This is a genomic window from Catenulispora pinistramenti (assembly GCF_018274385.1).
Classification (GTDB): domain Bacteria; phylum Actinomycetota; class Actinomycetes; order Streptomycetales; family Catenulisporaceae; genus Catenulispora; species Catenulispora pinistramenti.
Genome location: NZ_JAAFYZ010000238.1, coordinates 1 through 16,335 on the forward strand (window position 1 = coordinate 1; position 16,335 = coordinate 16,335).

The following is a 16,335-nucleotide window of genomic DNA, read 5'->3' on the forward strand; positions in this document are numbered from 1 at the left end:
TGAAGAGGCCTGAGTTGCGGCGGGGTTGTGAACACGTAAACCGGCAGCCGACAAACACACCCGCCGACCCGAACCCCGAACCGGCACAACTATGACCGAAGGCCGTAAAAAGCATTTAAAACCCACAGACCAACCGCAACCCGGCCCGCAGCACCGCCGCCCGGGACCGGATCCCGCCCGGCGACCGGCGCGTCACGAACTACCGGGCAAGAGTTGCCTGACACGGCACCGCCCATCGGCGCCCACCAGATCAGCGCCTACAACCAGCCACGCTTGGCCGCACGCGCCCCGGCCTCGAATCGCGAACCGGCTTCGAGGCGGCGCATCAGATCCTCCATGCGGCGCTTCACCGTCCGGACCGAGACACCCAAGCGCTTGGCCGCGGCCTCGTCGGTCAGTCCGCCGGACAGGAGCTTCAGCAGCTCGGCTTCGGAGTCGGTCAAACCGGTGGCCGCGTCGGAGGGCGGCGTGGGCTCCAATGGGGCGGCGCCGTCCCACAGCCGGTCGAAGAGTTCGCACAACGCCCTGACCATGCCGGGTACGGTGGTCAGGATCGCGCCGGTTTCCCGGGACTCCGGGTCGAAGGGCACCACGGCGCTGGTGCGGTCCACGATCAGCAGCCGTATCGGCACCGCTGCGGCGGTGCGGACCTGGGCGCCGAGGGCGAGCATCGCGCGTTCGTAGGCCAGCGCGGTCGCGTTGGAGCGGATGGCTTCGTGGCACACGATCCGCAGTCGGACGCCGCGCGCGGTGAGGTCCTCGTCGAGTGGGCGGGAGGCCTGCAACGCCTCCGCGGGCATCACGTTCGGGACGATCGAGCAGACTTCGTTGTCCGCGGCGTAGAGCAGCGACTCCATCAGCGTCTGGATGTCGTCCAGTGCGGTGATCTGCTCCACGCCGCCGGGCATCTGCGATCGGCGCCGTGTTACCGACTCGTTGAACGCCACCGCGGCCGCCTGGCCCGCGAGCAGGGCCTCGCGGCGGGCCGCGAGTTCGGCTTCCTGGCGCCGTAGCAGCGCCGCGACGCCGCGTTCCAGACTGACCGGATGCCACCGGTCCGGGTTCTGCCGGGACTTGCGTAGCAGGGCCAGGTCGGCGAGTCGGTCCAGGGCCGCGCCGATCTGGGCCTGGGTGAGGCCCGAGGACTCGGCCAGGGCTGCGTATTCGAGCGCCGGCTCCGCCAGGAGCGCCCGGTAGACCTGTTCCGACGCCGCGTCGAGGCCCAGTCCTTGCAGCATCCGACTCCCAGTTCCGATAGGTATCCCGCCGCCGGGCACCGCGCCGCTCCGCACCGCCCGGTATCCCGCCGCGCGTGAGGATACGTGACCCGATCGTGCCATGGCACGTTCGTGCCAACGGCCGCCCCTTCCCCGGGCACGTTGGGTGCTGGAAACATCACCTCTCAGGACCGACAAGGCCCTGATTGGGGGGGACGGCCGGGTGGCGTGGGGCGGCACCCGGCCGAACCGTGCCCGCGCTGCCCGAGCGCCTGTCAGGCAGGCGTCCGGTGGCCGTCAGCCGGCACCGCTGCGGCCAGCATCTCCCGCGCTACGCCGCGCAGCAGCCGCACCAGCTCAAGCGGCGCGGCCGCCTTCGCGTCGGCGCGGGTGGCGACGCTGACGATGCGGCGGGTCGGTCCGTCGGGGCCGAGGCTGGTGACCGTCACGCCGGGGACGGGGCCGGTGACCGTCAGCCGGGGCAGGACCGCCATCCCGACGCCCTGCGCGATCATCGACAACACCACGCCGTCGTCGGCGACCTCCAGCGTCGCCTTCGGCAAGAAGTCCTGACGCCGCCACCAATCACGCATGTACGAGGAACAGTTCTCCGGCCAGTCAATCGCCGGCAGGCCGCGGGGCTCCTTGTGCACGGACGGGTAGGCCAGCACGTAGGGCTCCCGCAGCAGCTCGCCGACCACCATGCCGTCCGGCGTCGGCGCGTCGTCATCCAACGTGGCGATCGCCAGATCCGCGCGCCCCTCCTCCACCTCGCCGACAGTCCCGGCCCCCAACTCCGGCACCACCAACACACGCGGCTCCACCCCCGGATACTGCGCCGCGAGCCCCTTCAGCGCGGGCGGCAACAACACCGCCGCCGCACTCCGGAACGCCGCGACGCGCAGCGTGCCGGAGACCGTGCCCCGCTCAGCCCCACGCGCCTCAGCCCCCAGCAACTCCAACTGCCGCAGCACCTGCCGCGCCCGCACCACGGCCCGCTCCCCCGCCGCCGTCGGCCGCGCGCCGGTGCGCCCGCGCTCGAACAGCACGGCACCGACCTTGCGCTCCACAGTCCGCACCGCGTGCGACACCGCGGACTGGCTGGTGCCGGTAGCCTCGGCGGCGGCGGTGAAGCTCCCGGTACGCGCCACAGCGACGAGCAGGCGCAGCTCCGAAGGGGCGAGATCGGTCATGCCGATCACTCTAGGCCGCGGCGGCCGGATCATGAAGCGCGTTCATGGAACGCGGGTATCCAGAAAGGCCGCGATCTACTTCCGACCAGTGGCGCTCTTTACGATCATGAGCATGAACACGAGCCCGACCGCCGGCACTGAAAAGTCCGCCGCGACCACAGCCGGTACCAAGACCGGCGCCGCCGCCGATGCCAATGCCAATGCCAATGCCAACCGCACCGCAGTCAGTAACACCCCCGCGACCTACCAAGCCATCCGCCAAGCCCGCCGCCCCGAAGGCCGCGTCACCCCGGACGACTTCCAGTTCGTCTCCGGCCCGATCCCCGAGCTCGCGCCGGGCGAGATTCTCGTCCACAACCTCGCGCTGTCCGTCGATCCCTACATGCGCGAGGCGATGCACTGGCGCGAATGGGAAAAGGGCTTCGGGCTCGAGGGGCGCGCGCTGGGTCGGGTCCTCGCCTCGCGGGATGCCGAGATCGCGGAGGGCACCATCGTCTTCCACCGCCACAGTTGGGCCACCCACGCCGTGGTCACCAAGGCCGATCTGCGCGTGCTGCCGACCACCGAGGGCGTCCCGCTCACCGCGTACCTCGGCATCCTGGGCGGGACCGGCCTGACCGCGTACGTCGGGCTCAAGCGCATCGCGAAGCTCCAGCCCGGCGAGGATCTGTTCATCTCGGCGGCGGCCGGTGGGGTGGGGACAGCGGCCGCCCGCATCGCGCGGGTGATGGGTGCGCGGCGGCTCATCGGGAGCACCGGGTCCGCGGCCAAGGCGAAGCATCTGGTCGAGCACGTCGGGTTCGACGCCGCGATCGACTACCGCGCCGCGACGCCGCTCGCGGACCAGCTCGGTGCGGCCGCGCCGGACGGCATCGACGTCTACTTCGACAACGTCGGCGGCACCCACCTGGAAGCAGCCATCAGTGTCCTGCGACACCACGGGCGCATCGCCTGGTGCGGCGCGGTCGCGCAGTACAACGACCTCGACAACCCGCCCGCCGCGCCGGCCAACCTCTACGACATCGTCGGCAACGCGCTGCGGCTGGAGGGTTTCCTGGTCCGTGACCACCTCGACGCGCGCGAGGAGTTCGAGGACTTCCTCATCCCGCACATCGTCTCCGGCGCGGTGCCGGTCGACGAGACCGTCGTGCACGGCTTCGCCCACACGGTCGACGCCTTCCTGTCGATGCTCGACGGCGGTAACACCGGAAAGATGGTCGTCACCCTGGAGGACGACTGAGGACGGCTGAAGCCACGACGGCTGAAGCCAGGACGGCTGAAGCCAGGACGGCTGAGGCCAGGACGGCTGAGGCCGGCGAGACTGAGCCTCAGAACAGCCGAGCCCGCCACGCCTCAGGCGACGCGATCCAGATCCGACAAGAGCACCTGGTGCAGCAACGGCCGCCCGCTCACCAGGCGCTCGACCTCGTCCACGACCGCCTCGCCGATCCGCGACAGCTCGTTCCCGATGGAGCCGGCGATGTGCGGCGTGAGGAACACGTTCGGAAGTCGGTACAGCGGCGAATCCGAAGGCAGCGGCTCGGGATCGGTGACGTCGAGCACCGCGCTGATCCGCCCCGACACCAGCTCCTCGGTCAGCGCCTCGGCCTCGATCAGCGCCCCGCGCGAGGTGTTGATCAGCGTGGCCCCGTCGGGGATCAGCGCGAGCCGGCGTCGATCCAGCATCCCGCGCGTCTGCGGCAGATCCGGGGCGTGCAGCGTCACGATGTCGCTGCTGCGCAGCAGATCGTCCAGCGACAACAGCACGGCCCCGAGCTCAGTGGCCTCACTCGGCCCGACATACGGATCGCTCAGAAAGACCTCGAAATCCAGCGGCCGCAACAGTTCCAGCAACCGCCGCCCCACCCGCGAGGCCCCGATGACGCCGACCCGCCGATGGTGGTTGCCCAACGTCTCCCGCCTCCGCTCCCGCTCGGGATCGGGGGCGCCACGCAGGCCGGTGAACACATCCCGCGACACAAATGCGTTCTTACCGGCCAAAAGGATCGCAGCCAGCGTGTACTCGGCGACCGGGATCGCGTTGGCCTGCGCCATCGACGACACCAGAAGCCCGCGCTCCCAGACCGGCTCGGTCACGTAGCCCCGCACAGTGCCGGCCGCATGCAGGACGGCCCGCAACCTCGGCGCGGCGTCCAGAACGCGCTGATCGATCAGCGGGCTGCCCCAACTGGTGATCAGCACCTCGGTCGCGGCCAGCGCCCGCGCCGCGTCCGGCTGCCGGAAGTCGTCCACGACCAGGCAGGCGTCGATGTCGACCGATTCGCGCAGCCGGTCGGTGACCCGGTGTGGGAACAACCGGGGCAGGTTCTCGGGGGTCATCGCGAACAGTGCAGTCATTCGGGCGGTCAAGGTTCTGGCTCCAGGGAAGTGCCGACAACGAAGGAAACTCGCCGCAAGGCACCCTGCCATCGACCACAGGTGGGTGAAAGCAGGGTGCCGACAAGCGGCGATCTGGCTACTGCTCCTCAGGCCTGGCGGCCGCGGGCACCGCCTCAGGCCGTTCACACGTACTGCCGATGGTCACCGACTCCCCGCTCTTCGCGGCGGCGAGCAGCGATTCCATGACGTCGAGCACATGGAACGCGAGCTCGCCGTCGGCCCGATGCGGCCGCCCCTCGGCGAACGCCCGGGCCAGGTCCGAGACCCCGTACCCGCGCGAGGCGTTCCGATACCCGCCGAGTTCGGGAACCGGCTCCCACTCCTTCGCCTCGGCGCGGAAGATCCGCACCTCGCCGTCGAAGCCGTTGGGATCCGGCACCCCCAACGAGCCCCGGGAGCCGTACACCTCGATCCGCGGCAGGTTGCCGGCCCACACCTCGAAGCTCATCACCAGCGTGGACAACGCACCGTTCGCGTGCTCCAGCACCCCGGTGACGTGCGTCTCCACCTCCACCGGGAACACCGTCCCGGCCCGCGGTCCGCTGCCGATGGTCCGGGTCTGCTGGGCGGTGGAGCTCATCCCCACCACGCGCTTCACCGGGCCGAGCAACGTGACCAGGGCCGTGAGGTAGTACGGCCCCATGTCCAGCAGCGGGCCGCCGCCGGGGCGGTAGTAGAACTCCGGCGCCGGGTGCCAGCGTTCGTGGCCCGGGGTGACCATGAACGCGGTCGCGGCCACCGGCACCCCGATGTCGCCGGCGTCCAGCGCGGCGCGCGCCGTCTGGATCCCGGTGCCGAGCACGGTGTCAGGAGCGCAGCCCACGCGCACGCCCGCGTTCTCGGCCGCCGCCAACACCGCCCGCGCCTCGGCGGTGGTGGCCGCCAGCGGCTTCTCGCCGTAGACGTGCTTACCGGCGGCGATCGCGGCGTGCGCGACCTCGGCGTGCGCAGCCGGGATGGTGAGGTTCAGAACGAGGTCGACGTCGTCGGCCGTGTAAAGCTCCTCCGGTTTGGCGATGCGCGCGCCGGGGACGTCGGCCGCCGCGGCAGCCGCGCGGTCGGCGTCCAGGTCGGCGATCGCGGTGATCCGCAGGTTCGTCAGCCGCGGGACGGCCTGGAAGTACTGCCCGCTGATGTTGCCCGCGCCCACCACACCGACGCGCAGGACCGGGCGGTCCTGGTCGGGCTCGGAGCCGCCGGTCACCGGGTCGCCCATGTCAGACCCCTCCTGATCATCGTGTCCACCTCGGGTACTTCCAGGTCGGCCATCCGGTGGCCGACCGCGGTGACGAAGACCCGGCCGGCTCCCCACTGCCGGGTCCAGGTGACCGGCATGACGGCGCCGGCCAGTTCCGGGTTGTCGGGGTCCTCGGCGTAGTCGGTGACCGCGAGGACGTCGACCGCCGGGTCCATGTGCAGGTAGTACTGCTCGGTGGTGACGGTGAACGGCTCTATGCCGGCCATGATCGGGTGGTCGGCGCGTCCGGCCGTCGCGCGCACCTGGTAGGTGGTGAACTCGCGCGGGTGGTGGACGAACTGGCCGCCGGTCATCAGCTGGTAGCGGGTCTCGGTGCGGAAGGCGTCGACGACGCCGCCGTGCCAGCCGGCGAAGCCGGTTCCGGCGCGCACCGCCGCGACCAGGCCGGTGACCTGGTCGCCGGTGATCTGGCCCATCGTCCAGCACTGGACGACGAGGTCGGTGCCGGCCAGCAGGTCGGCGTCGAGGTAGCTGTCCAGGGTGTCGGAGACCGTGACGTCGTAGCCGTCCTCCTTGAGAGCGGCGGCGTACCGGTCGCTCGCCGGGACCGGGACGTGACCGTCCCAGCCGCCGCGGACGACCAGAGCGTGCTTTGTCGTCGAACCCTGATGTGTCTGTACTGTCATTCGTTGTTCTCCACAGGTTGTGCCACTGCTACGCCCCCGCTGCCGGCCGCCGCGCCGCCCGCCACGCCTTCGACCAGGTTCCGTTGCAGAATCGCGAAGACCACCAGGATGGGCAGAGCCACGATGATCGTCGCGGCCGCGACCAGCGGCCACTGCGAGGAATACTGACCGAAGAACGAGAACAGGCCGCGGGTGACCGGCCACAGGCTCTGGTCGTTGAGCATGACGAGGGGCAGGATCAGGTTGTTCCAGCCGGCGACGAAGCCGAAGATGCCGAAAGTGGCCAGCGCCGGCTTCATCTGCGGGACGATCATCGTGAAGATGTAGCGGATGTATCCGCAGCCGTCCAGCGCCGCCGCCTCGTCCATCTCGCGCGGGATGGTCTTGATGTAGCCGACGAAGAAGAAGAATCCGGCGCCGGTCAGCGAGGTCATGATCAGGTAGCCGATCCGGCTGTTGTACGTGCCGATCTTCTGCGCCTCGATGAACAGCGGGATCAGCCCGGCGGGCAGGAACCCGGAGAACACGAAGAACCCGTACAGCACGTTGGAGTGCCTGAACCAGCCACGGGAGATCGGGAACGCCAGGAACACGCCGAGAATCAGGGTGATGATGTCCGGGATGATCGCGTACAGCAGGCTGTTGACCATCTCGTTGGAGAAGTCGCCCTCGCTCCAGGCGTCGCTGAAGTTGGAGAACGTCCACGGATGCGGCAGCCCGGTCGGGTTGTTCAGGAACTCGTTGTTCGTCTTGAACGCCTGGAGCGCCAGGTAGATCAGGGGGAGCGCGAAGAAGCCCACTGAGATGACGATGCAGACCAGCTGCAGCCCGCCGGTGCGGGCGATCTCCTTCAACCGCAGACTCACAACGTCACCTCCCTGCGGCGCAGGAAGAACAGCAGCGCGCTGCCGATCACCAGCGTGATGAGGAACTGCGCCACGGCCAGCATCGAGCCGTAGCCCAGGGACGGGTTCACCCCGAACGCCGTGTCGAACATGTACATGCCGAGCGTCTTGGTGCCGTAGTGGCCGTCCGTCAGTACCCTGATGAGCGCGAACTCACCGACACACCCCATCGCCGTCAGGAAGACGTTCACCGTGGTGGCGTTCGCCAGCAACGGCCAGGTGATGTGCCGGAAGGTCCGGAACCGGCCGGCGCCGTCCAGCGAGGCGGCCTCGTACAGCTCCGGCGGGATCCGCCGCAGCGCCGCGATGTAGACCAGCATGGTGTAGCCGCTGAACATCCAGACGTTGATCATGATGACCAGCCACAGGGCCCAGTTCTGATCGCCCAGGAAGGCGCTGGTCGAGCCGAACAGGCCGTGGTACATCGGCTCGGCCGGTCCGTTCTGCGGGTCGAAGACCAGCGAGAACAGCACGCCGACGATGGTCACCGAGAACACCTGCGGCATGAAGATCAGGGCCCGGTAGAGCCCGAATCCCTTGCGCCGGTGCCGCAACAGCAGCGCCAGCCCGAGCCCGATCGCGATCTGCAGGATCGTGACCCCGGCGACGTACTTCAGCGTCACCACCACGGAGCTGGAGAAGTCCGACCACGAGCTGTTGAAGGCGTTGCTGTAGTTGCACATCCCGCAGAAGTGCAGCGGGGTGCCTGGGAAGCCGGAGTATTCGGTGAACGAGAAGAAGACGGTCGACACCGACGGGAACAGGCCGAAGACCAGCCAGCCGATCGTGGGCACGGCGATGGACGCCCAGGGCAGCCACCGCCGTGTCCGCCTTGTGCCAAAGGGGATGGTGCTCACAGGTCAGTGCCCCGCTGCCGACTTGTAAGCGTCCGCTGCTTGCTTGAGTGCCGAAGCCGGGGACTGGGAACCGAACGGCTGCATCTTGGTCCGGTCGATGTCACCGGCGACCGTGGGGAACTTGGTGGACGTCCAGGGCTGCTCGAGGTTCGGGTAGCCCTCCGAGGCGTGCGCGGCCAGCCAGTCCGTCCAGGGCAGCGTGGGAGTCGGCACCGACGGTTCGGTGGAGATCGATCCGGTGGCCTTCAGCCAGGCCGCGTAGTTGTCCGGCTGGGTGAACAGATCGAGCCATTGCATCGCCAGCGTCTGGTGCTTGGACCACGTCGGGACCACCCAGGACAGGTCCGGGGCGAGCGCGGCGCGGTTCCAGCTGGCGTCGTCGGCACCCGGCATCGCCATGAACCCGAAGTTCAGGCTCGGGTTGTCCTGGGCGATGGTGTTGCCGTCATAGGAACCGTCGAAGAAGAACGGGAAGTCGTTGGCCTTGGCGGCCCAGACGCCCGGCGCCGACTGCGCGGGCACACCCGCGGCGTTCGGCTCCATGTAGGTCAGGATCTTCTCGTAGCGCTGGGCGGTGTCGGCGTAGACCGGGTCGGTCCAGCTCTGCGCGCCGCTCCAGAAGTCCTCCGCTCGCTTCTCCCACAGCGCTGGGGCGTCGGCACTGGGCTTGTCCTGCATCAGCAGCTGGTTCATGATGCCGAACCACGGGATGCTCTGGTAGCCGTCCTTGCCGGCCACGTACAGCGGCGTGACGCCCTTCGACTTCAGGGTGTCCATCTCGCTGATGAACTGGCCGTACGTGGTGGGGACCGACAGGCCGTACTTGGCCAGCAGGTCCTTCTTGTAGAACATGCCCGAGTTGTTCACGTACTCGGCCGTCATCACGCCGTAGATACCGTTGTTGTAGCCCATGGCGTACTTCTGCGCGGCCGGATCGAACCGCTTCATGAACGGCTGGTTCGACAGGTCCACGAACTGCCCGGACTGGACCAGCGCCGGGGTGCCCTGCGGGATGATGCCGGTCGAGGCCGGCGGGTAGGCGTGCGGGGTCGGCGGGAACTGGGCCAGCACGTCCACGCTCTTGGCGGACACCAGGCTCTGCCACAGCGTCGGCCACGCGTTTCCGGCGGTCGGCGCGGTCTGCATCTTGACCTTGACGCCCGGGTGCTGCTTCTCGAACTCGGCGTTCACCTTCTCGGTCTGGCTGACGGCGGCCGGGTTCGTCCACATCGCGATGGTGAGCGTTTGGGACGATCCGGAACCACTGCCGCCGCTGCTGCCGCAGGCGGCCAAGCCGGCGGCGAGCGGCAGCGCGGCGACCACCGCGAGGGCGCGGCGGGATCGCCTGGATTGCAAATACATTGATCTGGCCATGACGGCTCCTCGGAGAAGAGTTGGGAGGTCACAGCCGACGGGCGGGCACCGCGTTTCACGGCGGTGTGGCGAAGTCCTGGAGGTGCCCCGAAGTATCGGATCCGATCAGCGGCCCGGTCAAGGCTTGGCGGCGTCAAAAGACTTCTCTGACAAGCTGAACCGTTAAAGCGGTGATCTTCAAGTGTCATAACCGCAGATCAGAGCGGTCCAAGGTACTGGGGTGATGAGAAGGCTTGTCGGACTAACACTCTTGGAGTTACATACCCTTCACGTCGCCGACGGCGCGTGTCCTGGAGGAAACAACCCACCGGCCATCCGAGAACCCCTGAAGGGGGAACTGATGCTGCGCACGGTTCGACGCGGAGCGGTCCCACTCATATGCGGCCTGGCTGCGAGTGCGGTCCTCACGCAGTACGCGACCGCCAGCCCCGCACCAGCACGCCCGGCGGCAGCCCACGCCGCCCCGGCCCCGGCCGTCCAGTCCGCCGACGCCCGCCACGGCGGCGCTTCGGACTACTGGGCCAGCCAGTTCCAGTTCGACAACAACGGCACGCCGTGGTCGACGGCGGACTTCGCGGCCATCAAGGCCAAGGGCATCGACCGCGCCGAGCTGAACATGCCGTGGTCGAAGCTGGAGCCGGCGCGCGGCACCTTCGACTTCTCCGAACTGGACCAGGAGTTGGCCAACGCCACGGCCGCCGGCGTCGAGCTGGTGCCGATCTTCTGGCAGTCCGGCTGGCGCGGCAGCCCCGCGACCTTCGAGACCGACCACGAGGTGACCAGCACCGGGGCCACCGGTGTCGCGCTGGCGTGGTGGGACCAGACCGAGCAGAACGACTACTTCACCTACGTCACCCAGACCGTCGCGCACATCACGCACAGCCCCGGCTACGGCGGCTCGTTCATGGACTACGGCCACCTGGACGCGCAGTGGCTGGACAGCCCCGGCGAAGGCGGCTGGGCGCCGGCGGACATCGCCTACTTCCAGACCCACTGGCTGCCGGCCACCTACAAGACCATCAACGCCTTCAACACCAAGTACAAGACCGCCTACACGTCCTTCAGCCAGGTACCGGCCGCACTCCCCGGTGCCCCGCTGGACAGCGTGTACCAGGCCTTCCGACAGTGGAGCGTGCAGGACACCTACGACCGGCTCACCGCAGCCGTCCGCAAGGTCAGCGACGGGCCGCTGTTCTACTACTTCGGCGGGCACATCTCCAACGCCCCGCAGCTGGGCAACCTGCCCGACATCTTCTTCGAGCTGGCCCGCAAGTACCACGCCACCGTCGTCGAGGACGCCGCCAACTCCGCGGGCCTGAGCCTGCTGTTCGGCAGCCTGGGCCGCGCCTACCACGTCCCGGTCGCCCAGGAGTGGACGGTGTTCGGCACCGACGACCAGATCCCCGCCGAGGCGGCGGACTGGCTGTCCTCCTACGCGATGACGCTGCCGACCGGCGGCGGCGAGGACTTCTTCATCCACGACGGCACCGACAAGGACGTCATCGGCTACCCGATCTACACTTCCTGGCTGCCGGTATTGCAGAAGATCTCCGGCTCCTACCCGACGCAGCCGGTCGCCGTCTACGTCGACTACTCGCAGGCCCGCGGCAACGACAACGGCGGCAGTCTGAACAACGTCGAAAACGACATCACCGCGCTGTGGGACGGCTACCAGGCCGGCTTCGCCGTGGTCACCAGCGAGGAGCTCGCGAACCACGCCGACAGCCTGTCGCACTACCGCGCGGTGCTGCCGATGAACGGCTCGGATGCCAACGTCGCCGCCTACCAGAAGGCCGGCGGAACGGTGCTCAGCAACGGATCCCAGCTCCCCCAGTACGCCCCGGCCTACGCTGACCTGACCAGCCAGCACGCGTTGCAGGTGGTCCCGGCCACCGCCTTCGACCACCGCAGCGCCGCGATCACCCTCGGCGAGGTGAACTCGAACTTCGGGTACACCGGCTCGGTCACGCTGCACCCGAACGGCCTGAACCTGGTCAAGGGCAGCTATCACATCGTGGACGCGCTCACCGGGCAGGTCCCGGCGCAGAAGGCGCTCTCCGACGGCAGCGTGTGCGTGCCGGTCACCATGCAGTCGGCCCAGCTCGACCAGTGGTCGATTCTGCCCGGCGCGGCCCCGGCCGGCACCCCGGTCCCGGCGACGTGCCCGGCCGCCGGCGGCGGCGCGACGTCGATCACCGGCACCGCCGGCCAGAGCGGCGGCGGCCTGATCTTCCTGTCGGTCGGCGCCACCGGCCAGGGCGCCGACGGCAACCTGACCCAGGTGACCCAGGACGGCCAGACCGCTTACCAGACCTGGACCAGCGCGCAGAGCGGAGTCACCCCGGCCAACATCTACCTGCAGCTCGACCCGTCCAGCGCGGTGGCCAAGGCCTCGACGGTGACCGCGAAGGTCACCTACTGGTCGGTCGCCGGACAGGGATTCCAGGTGCAGTACGACTCCCCCGGCGCCCCGTACTTCGGCGGCCCGACGGTGGCCGGCAGCGGGACCGGCAGCTGGCAGACCGCGACCGTCACGCTGACCAACGCGCAGTTCGCCGAACTCCAGAACCTGTCAGCCGACCTCCGGCTGGCCGTCTCCGATCCGACCAAGCCGCTGTATGTCAGCAGCGTGACTCTGTCCACCACCGGCTGACCCACGGCACCAGACGGACTTGAAGCACCTCAAGCACTGAAGCTCCACTGTTTCGAAGGGACCGCCCCAACGTGCACGACGACCGCAAACTGGTAGAGGACCGCATCACGCGGTATCTGAGCCACGTTCTCCATCCCGCTCTCCACCCCGAGCGCACCGCGCTGACCGTCAGCGCCTGGCAGGTCCCCGGCGAACCCGTACCGGTGGCCGAGGCCCTCGCCGTGCCGCCGGCCGAATACCGGCCGTTCGCGATCGGCGAGACCTGGGGCGGTCCCTGGTCCACCACCTGGTTCCGGTTCACCGGCACCGTCCCGGCCGAATGGGCCGGGCGGCGCGTGGAGGCCGTGTTCGACCTCGGCTTCGACCCGAACCGCGGCCCCGGCGGCCAGGCCGAGGGCCTGGTCCACACCCCGGACGGCCGAGCCCTGCACGGCCTGCACCCGATGAACCGCGACGTGTTGGTCAGCACCAGGGCTGAAGCCGGTGCCGCCGTTGAGTTTCTGGTCGAGGCCGCCGCCAACCCCGGCATCGAGAGCGCGCACGGCCGCAACACCCACTTCGGCGACCGCGCCACGGCCGGCGAGGACCCGCTGTACCGGCTGGTCTGCGCCGACCTCGCGGTCCGCGACGACGAGGTCTGGCACCTGATCCACGACGTGGAGGTGCTGGACCAGCTGATGCGCGAGCTGCCGCTGGAAGGTCCGCGCCGACACGAGATCATGCGCGCGCTGGCCCGGGCCGCGGACGCCACCGACCCGCGCGACGTGGCCGGCACGGCGGGCGCGGCGCGCGCCGAGCTCACCGAGGTCCTGTCCCGGCCGGCGCACGCCTCGGCGCACAAGATCGCCGGAGTCGGCCACGCGCACATCGACTCGGCATGGCTGTGGCCGCAGCGCGAGACGATGCGCAAGTGCGTCCGCACCTTCAGCAACGTGCTCTCGCTCGCCGAGGAGTACCCGGAGCTGGTCTTCGCCTGCTCCTCGGCGCAGCAGTACGCCTGGGTCAAGAAGTCCCGGCCCGAACTGTTCGAGCGAATCCGCAAGGCGGTCGGCGAGGGCACCTTCGTCCCGGTCGGCGGCATGTGGGTGGAGGCCGACGGCAACATGCCCGGCGGCGAGGCACTGGCCCGCCAGCTGGTCTACGGCCGCCGCTTCTTCAAGGAGGAGTTCGGCATCGAGCAGGACGGCGTCTGGCTCCCGGACTCCTTCGGCTACACGGCCGCCTACCCGCAGCTGGCCCGGCTGGCCGGCGCCGAGTGGTTCCTGTCGCAGAAGCTGCACTGGAGCGAGACCAACGAACTGCCGCACCACACCTTCGCCTGGGAGGGCATCGACGGAACCAGGATCCTGACCCACTTCCCGCCGATCGACAGCTACAACGCCGAATTCACCGGCCGCCAGCTGGCCCACGCGCAGTCCAACTTCCGCGACAAGGGCACCGCCACAGTGTCCCTGGCCCCCTTCGGCCACGGCGACGGCGGCGGCGGCCCCACCCGCGAGATGCTGGAGAAGGCCCGCCGCCTGCGCGACCTGGAAGGCTCGCCGCGGGTGGAGGTCCAGAACCCGTCGGAGTTCTTCGCCGAGGCGCGCGCCGAGTACCCGAACCTGCCGGTCTGGCGCGGCGAGCTGTACCTGGAGTACCACCGCGGCGTGTACACCAGCCAGGCCCGGACCAAGCGCGGCAACCGGCGCTCGGAGGCGCTGCTGCGGGAGGCCGAGCTGTGGTCGGCCACCGCCGCGGTGCGGGCCGGGGCGGCTTATCCGCACGAGGAGCTGGACGATCTGTGGCAGCAGGTGCTGCTGCATCAGTTCCATGACATTCTGCCGGGGACCTCGATCGCTTGGGTGCACCGGGAGGCCGAGGCGGTTTACGGGCGGATCCACGAGCGGTTGGAGGCGGTGATCGCTGAGGCTGCCGCGGCGCTGGCCGGGAACGCTGACGGCAACACAACAACTGTGCTCAACGCGGCGGCGCACGACCGCCACGAAGTGGTCTTGCTGCCGTCCGAATCCTCTGACGGCGCGACTATGCAGGTTCTGGCCGATGGCCGGGTCGCGGCGCTCGCCGAGGTTCCCGCACTGGGTATCAGTGGTCTGCTTTCCGAGCTTGGCGGGCTCGCACCGGTCGTCGTCACCGCCTCCGATGGCGGATACCGGTTGACCAATGGCCTGATCGAGGCGCGCATCGACTCCGACGGCCTCCTGCGCTCCGTCCGAGACCTCGCCCTGGGCCGCGACGCGATCGCCCCGGGCGGCGCCGGCAATCTCCTCCAGCTGCACCGCGATCAGCCCAACCTGTGGCCCGCGTGGAACCTGGAGCGCCACTATCGCAATGTCCGTACAGATCTCGTCGGCGGCGCAACGCTGAGCCTCATCGATGAGGGCCCGCTGGTGGCGACCGTCCGCGTCGAGCGGTCCTTCGGCCAGTCGCATCTCACGCAGGACCTGCGCCTGGCGGCCGGTTCGCACCGCCTGGACGTCGTCACCGACATCGACTGGCGCGAGCGGGACACGGTGCTGAAGTCCGCGTGGGAGCTGGACGTGCACGCCGAGAACACCAACGCCGAGATCCAGTTCGGCCACGTCACCCGCCCGACCCACGAGAACACCTCGTGGGACGCGGCCCGCTTCGAGGTCTACGCGCACCGCTGGATCCACGTCGGTGAGCACGGCTGGGGCACGGCGCTGGTCACCGACTCGACCTACGGCTACGACGCCACCCGGCAGACGCGGCCCGAGGGCGGGACCACGACGACCGTGCGGCTGACGCTGCTGCGCGGCCCGGACTCCCCGGATCCGACGGCCGACCTCGGACAGCACCGCTTCTCCTACGCGGTCGTGCCCGGCGCCGACACCCGCGCCGCCCTGGCCGAAGCGCACGCGCTGAACCTGCCGCTGCGCGCCGCTTCCGCCGGGAGCGGTTCCCGGCCGCTGGTCACGGTCGACAACTCCGCTGTGGTCGTGGAGGCCGTCAAGCTCGCCGACGACCAGTCCGGCGACGTCGTGGTCCGCCTCTACGAGTCCCGGGGCGGCCGGGCTTCGGCCCGCGTCAGCCTCGGGTTCCCGGTGCGCACCGCGACGGTCACCGACCTGCTGGAGCGGCCGGACACCCCGTCGGCGATCGAGAACGGCGCGTTGGACCTGACGCTGCGTCCCTTCCAGATCCTCACCCTGCGGCTGACCCCCGGTTCGTTGGATGGCTGAGATGCCCTCTGCCGGCGCGGCCCCGGGTGCCGACGGGCACTCGGTGCTGCGCCGGTGGGCCGACGGCGACGGTCAGCAGGCGTTGCGCGCGTCGATCGTGCTGCTGGCCGCCGAGGGGCTGCGCAACGCCGACATCGCGCGGCGGCTGGGCGTCTCGCGGCAGACCGTGAGCACCTGGCGCAAGCGGTACGCCGTGGAAGGGATCGACGGGCTGCTGGACCGGGCCCGCACCGGCCGGCCCTCGGCGGTGGACGAGGGCGAGATCGTGGCCAGCATCCTGACGTCCACCCCGGACGCCCGGACCTCGCGGATGGTGGCCCGCCGGCTCGGCTGCTCGCACACCGTGGTCGCCGAGACCCGGCACCGCTGGAACCTGACCGGCAGCCGGCTGACCGTCCCGCAGATCCCGGTGACGCCGGCGCTGGAGCCGAGCGACCTGTGGCCGGTCGGGCTGCACCTGGACGCCGGGTGCACGGTGCTGGTGCTGGCCGGCCGCTCGGTGGCCTCGGTGCCGCCGGCGGCCGCCGAACCGGCCGTGGATCCCTATGCGCTGGCCGCCGTCGGCAACGCCCTTGCCGAGGCGACGGCGGCTGCGGAAGGCGAAGCCGCCGGGGCCGGGGCTGGGGCTGGGGCTGGGATCGCTTTCCTC

General features: G+C 69.8%; 12 protein-coding genes. 4 read left to right on the forward strand and 8 right to left on the reverse strand.

Translation table 11 applies throughout. From position 1 onward, the window contains the following. Positions 1-257: 257 nt before the first annotated feature. Both KGQ19_RS40705 and KGQ19_RS40710 read right to left on the reverse strand, forming a co-directional pair. Complete coding sequence (locus tag KGQ19_RS40705) at positions 258-1,238, reverse strand: helix-turn-helix domain-containing protein (protein ID WP_212019495.1); 981 nt, start codon at positions 1,236-1,238, stop codon at positions 258-260. A 254-nt stretch (positions 1,239-1,492) separates the two neighbouring features. After that, complete coding sequence (locus KGQ19_RS40710; protein ID WP_212019496.1) at positions 1,493-2,410, reverse strand: LysR family transcriptional regulator; 918 nt, start codon at positions 2,408-2,410, stop codon at positions 1,493-1,495. A 112-nt stretch (positions 2,411-2,522) separates the two neighbouring features. On the opposite strand from KGQ19_RS40710, the gene KGQ19_RS40715 reads away from it, so the two are divergent. Further along, positions 2,523-3,650 carry an NADP-dependent oxidoreductase gene (locus KGQ19_RS40715; RefSeq protein WP_212019498.1) on the forward strand — a complete coding sequence of 376 codons (1,128 nt, stop codon included), beginning with the start codon at positions 2,523-2,525 and terminating at the stop codon, positions 3,648-3,650. A gap of 113 nt (positions 3,651-3,763) precedes the next feature. Here KGQ19_RS40715 and KGQ19_RS40720 read toward each other — a convergent pair whose 3' ends face one another. The 6 genes from KGQ19_RS40720 to KGQ19_RS40745 all read right to left on the reverse strand — a co-directional run bounded on the left by KGQ19_RS40720 (position 3,764) and on the right by KGQ19_RS40745 (position 9,830). Continuing rightward, positions 3,764-4,768: a hydroxyacid dehydrogenase gene (locus tag KGQ19_RS40720; protein WP_230420215.1), complete on the reverse strand. Its 1,005-nt coding sequence runs from the start codon at positions 4,766-4,768 to the stop codon at positions 3,764-3,766. Between the two features lie 118 nt (positions 4,769-4,886). After that, positions 4,887-6,026, reverse strand: coding sequence for a Gfo/Idh/MocA family protein (locus KGQ19_RS40725; protein ID WP_212019502.1), 1,140 nt, complete (start codon positions 6,024-6,026; stop codon positions 4,887-4,889). Beyond that, complete coding sequence (locus tag KGQ19_RS40730; RefSeq protein WP_212019504.1) at positions 6,011-6,694, reverse strand: ThuA domain-containing protein; 684 nt, start codon at positions 6,692-6,694, stop codon at positions 6,011-6,013. Before KGQ19_RS40730 ends, KGQ19_RS40725 begins: the two co-directional genes overlap by 16 nt. Next, positions 6,691-7,560 carry a carbohydrate ABC transporter permease gene (locus KGQ19_RS40735; protein ID WP_212019506.1) on the reverse strand — a complete coding sequence of 290 codons (870 nt, stop codon included), beginning with the start codon at positions 7,558-7,560 and terminating at the stop codon, positions 6,691-6,693. The genes KGQ19_RS40730 and KGQ19_RS40735 overlap by 4 nt, the downstream gene beginning before the upstream one ends. Continuing rightward, positions 7,557-8,393, reverse strand: a complete 837-nt coding sequence (locus tag KGQ19_RS40740) for a carbohydrate ABC transporter permease (protein WP_307856665.1) — start codon at positions 8,391-8,393, stop codon at positions 7,557-7,559. The genes KGQ19_RS40735 and KGQ19_RS40740 overlap by 4 nt, the downstream gene beginning before the upstream one ends. Positions 8,394-8,459: 66 nt before the next feature. Next, positions 8,460-9,830, reverse strand: a complete 1,371-nt coding sequence (locus tag KGQ19_RS40745; RefSeq protein ID WP_212019510.1) for an ABC transporter substrate-binding protein — start codon at positions 9,828-9,830, stop codon at positions 8,460-8,462. A gap of 340 nt (positions 9,831-10,170) precedes the next feature. Here KGQ19_RS40745 and KGQ19_RS40750 point away from each other — a divergent pair, with 340 nt between their 5' ends. The 3 genes from KGQ19_RS40750 to KGQ19_RS40760 form a co-directional block, all read left to right on the forward strand. Next, positions 10,171-12,483 carry an alpha-amylase family protein gene (locus KGQ19_RS40750; protein WP_212019512.1) on the forward strand — a complete coding sequence of 771 codons (2,313 nt, stop codon included), beginning with the start codon at positions 10,171-10,173 and terminating at the stop codon, positions 12,481-12,483. A gap of 71 nt (positions 12,484-12,554) precedes the next feature. Further along, positions 12,555-15,686, forward strand: a complete 3,132-nt coding sequence (locus KGQ19_RS40755) for an alpha-mannosidase (RefSeq protein ID WP_212019514.1) — start codon at positions 12,555-12,557, stop codon at positions 15,684-15,686. 1 nt (position 15,687) lies between these two features. Beyond that, a partial coding sequence (locus KGQ19_RS40760) for a helix-turn-helix domain-containing protein (protein WP_212019516.1) occupies positions 15,688-16,335 on the forward strand: 648 nt, incomplete at its 3' end.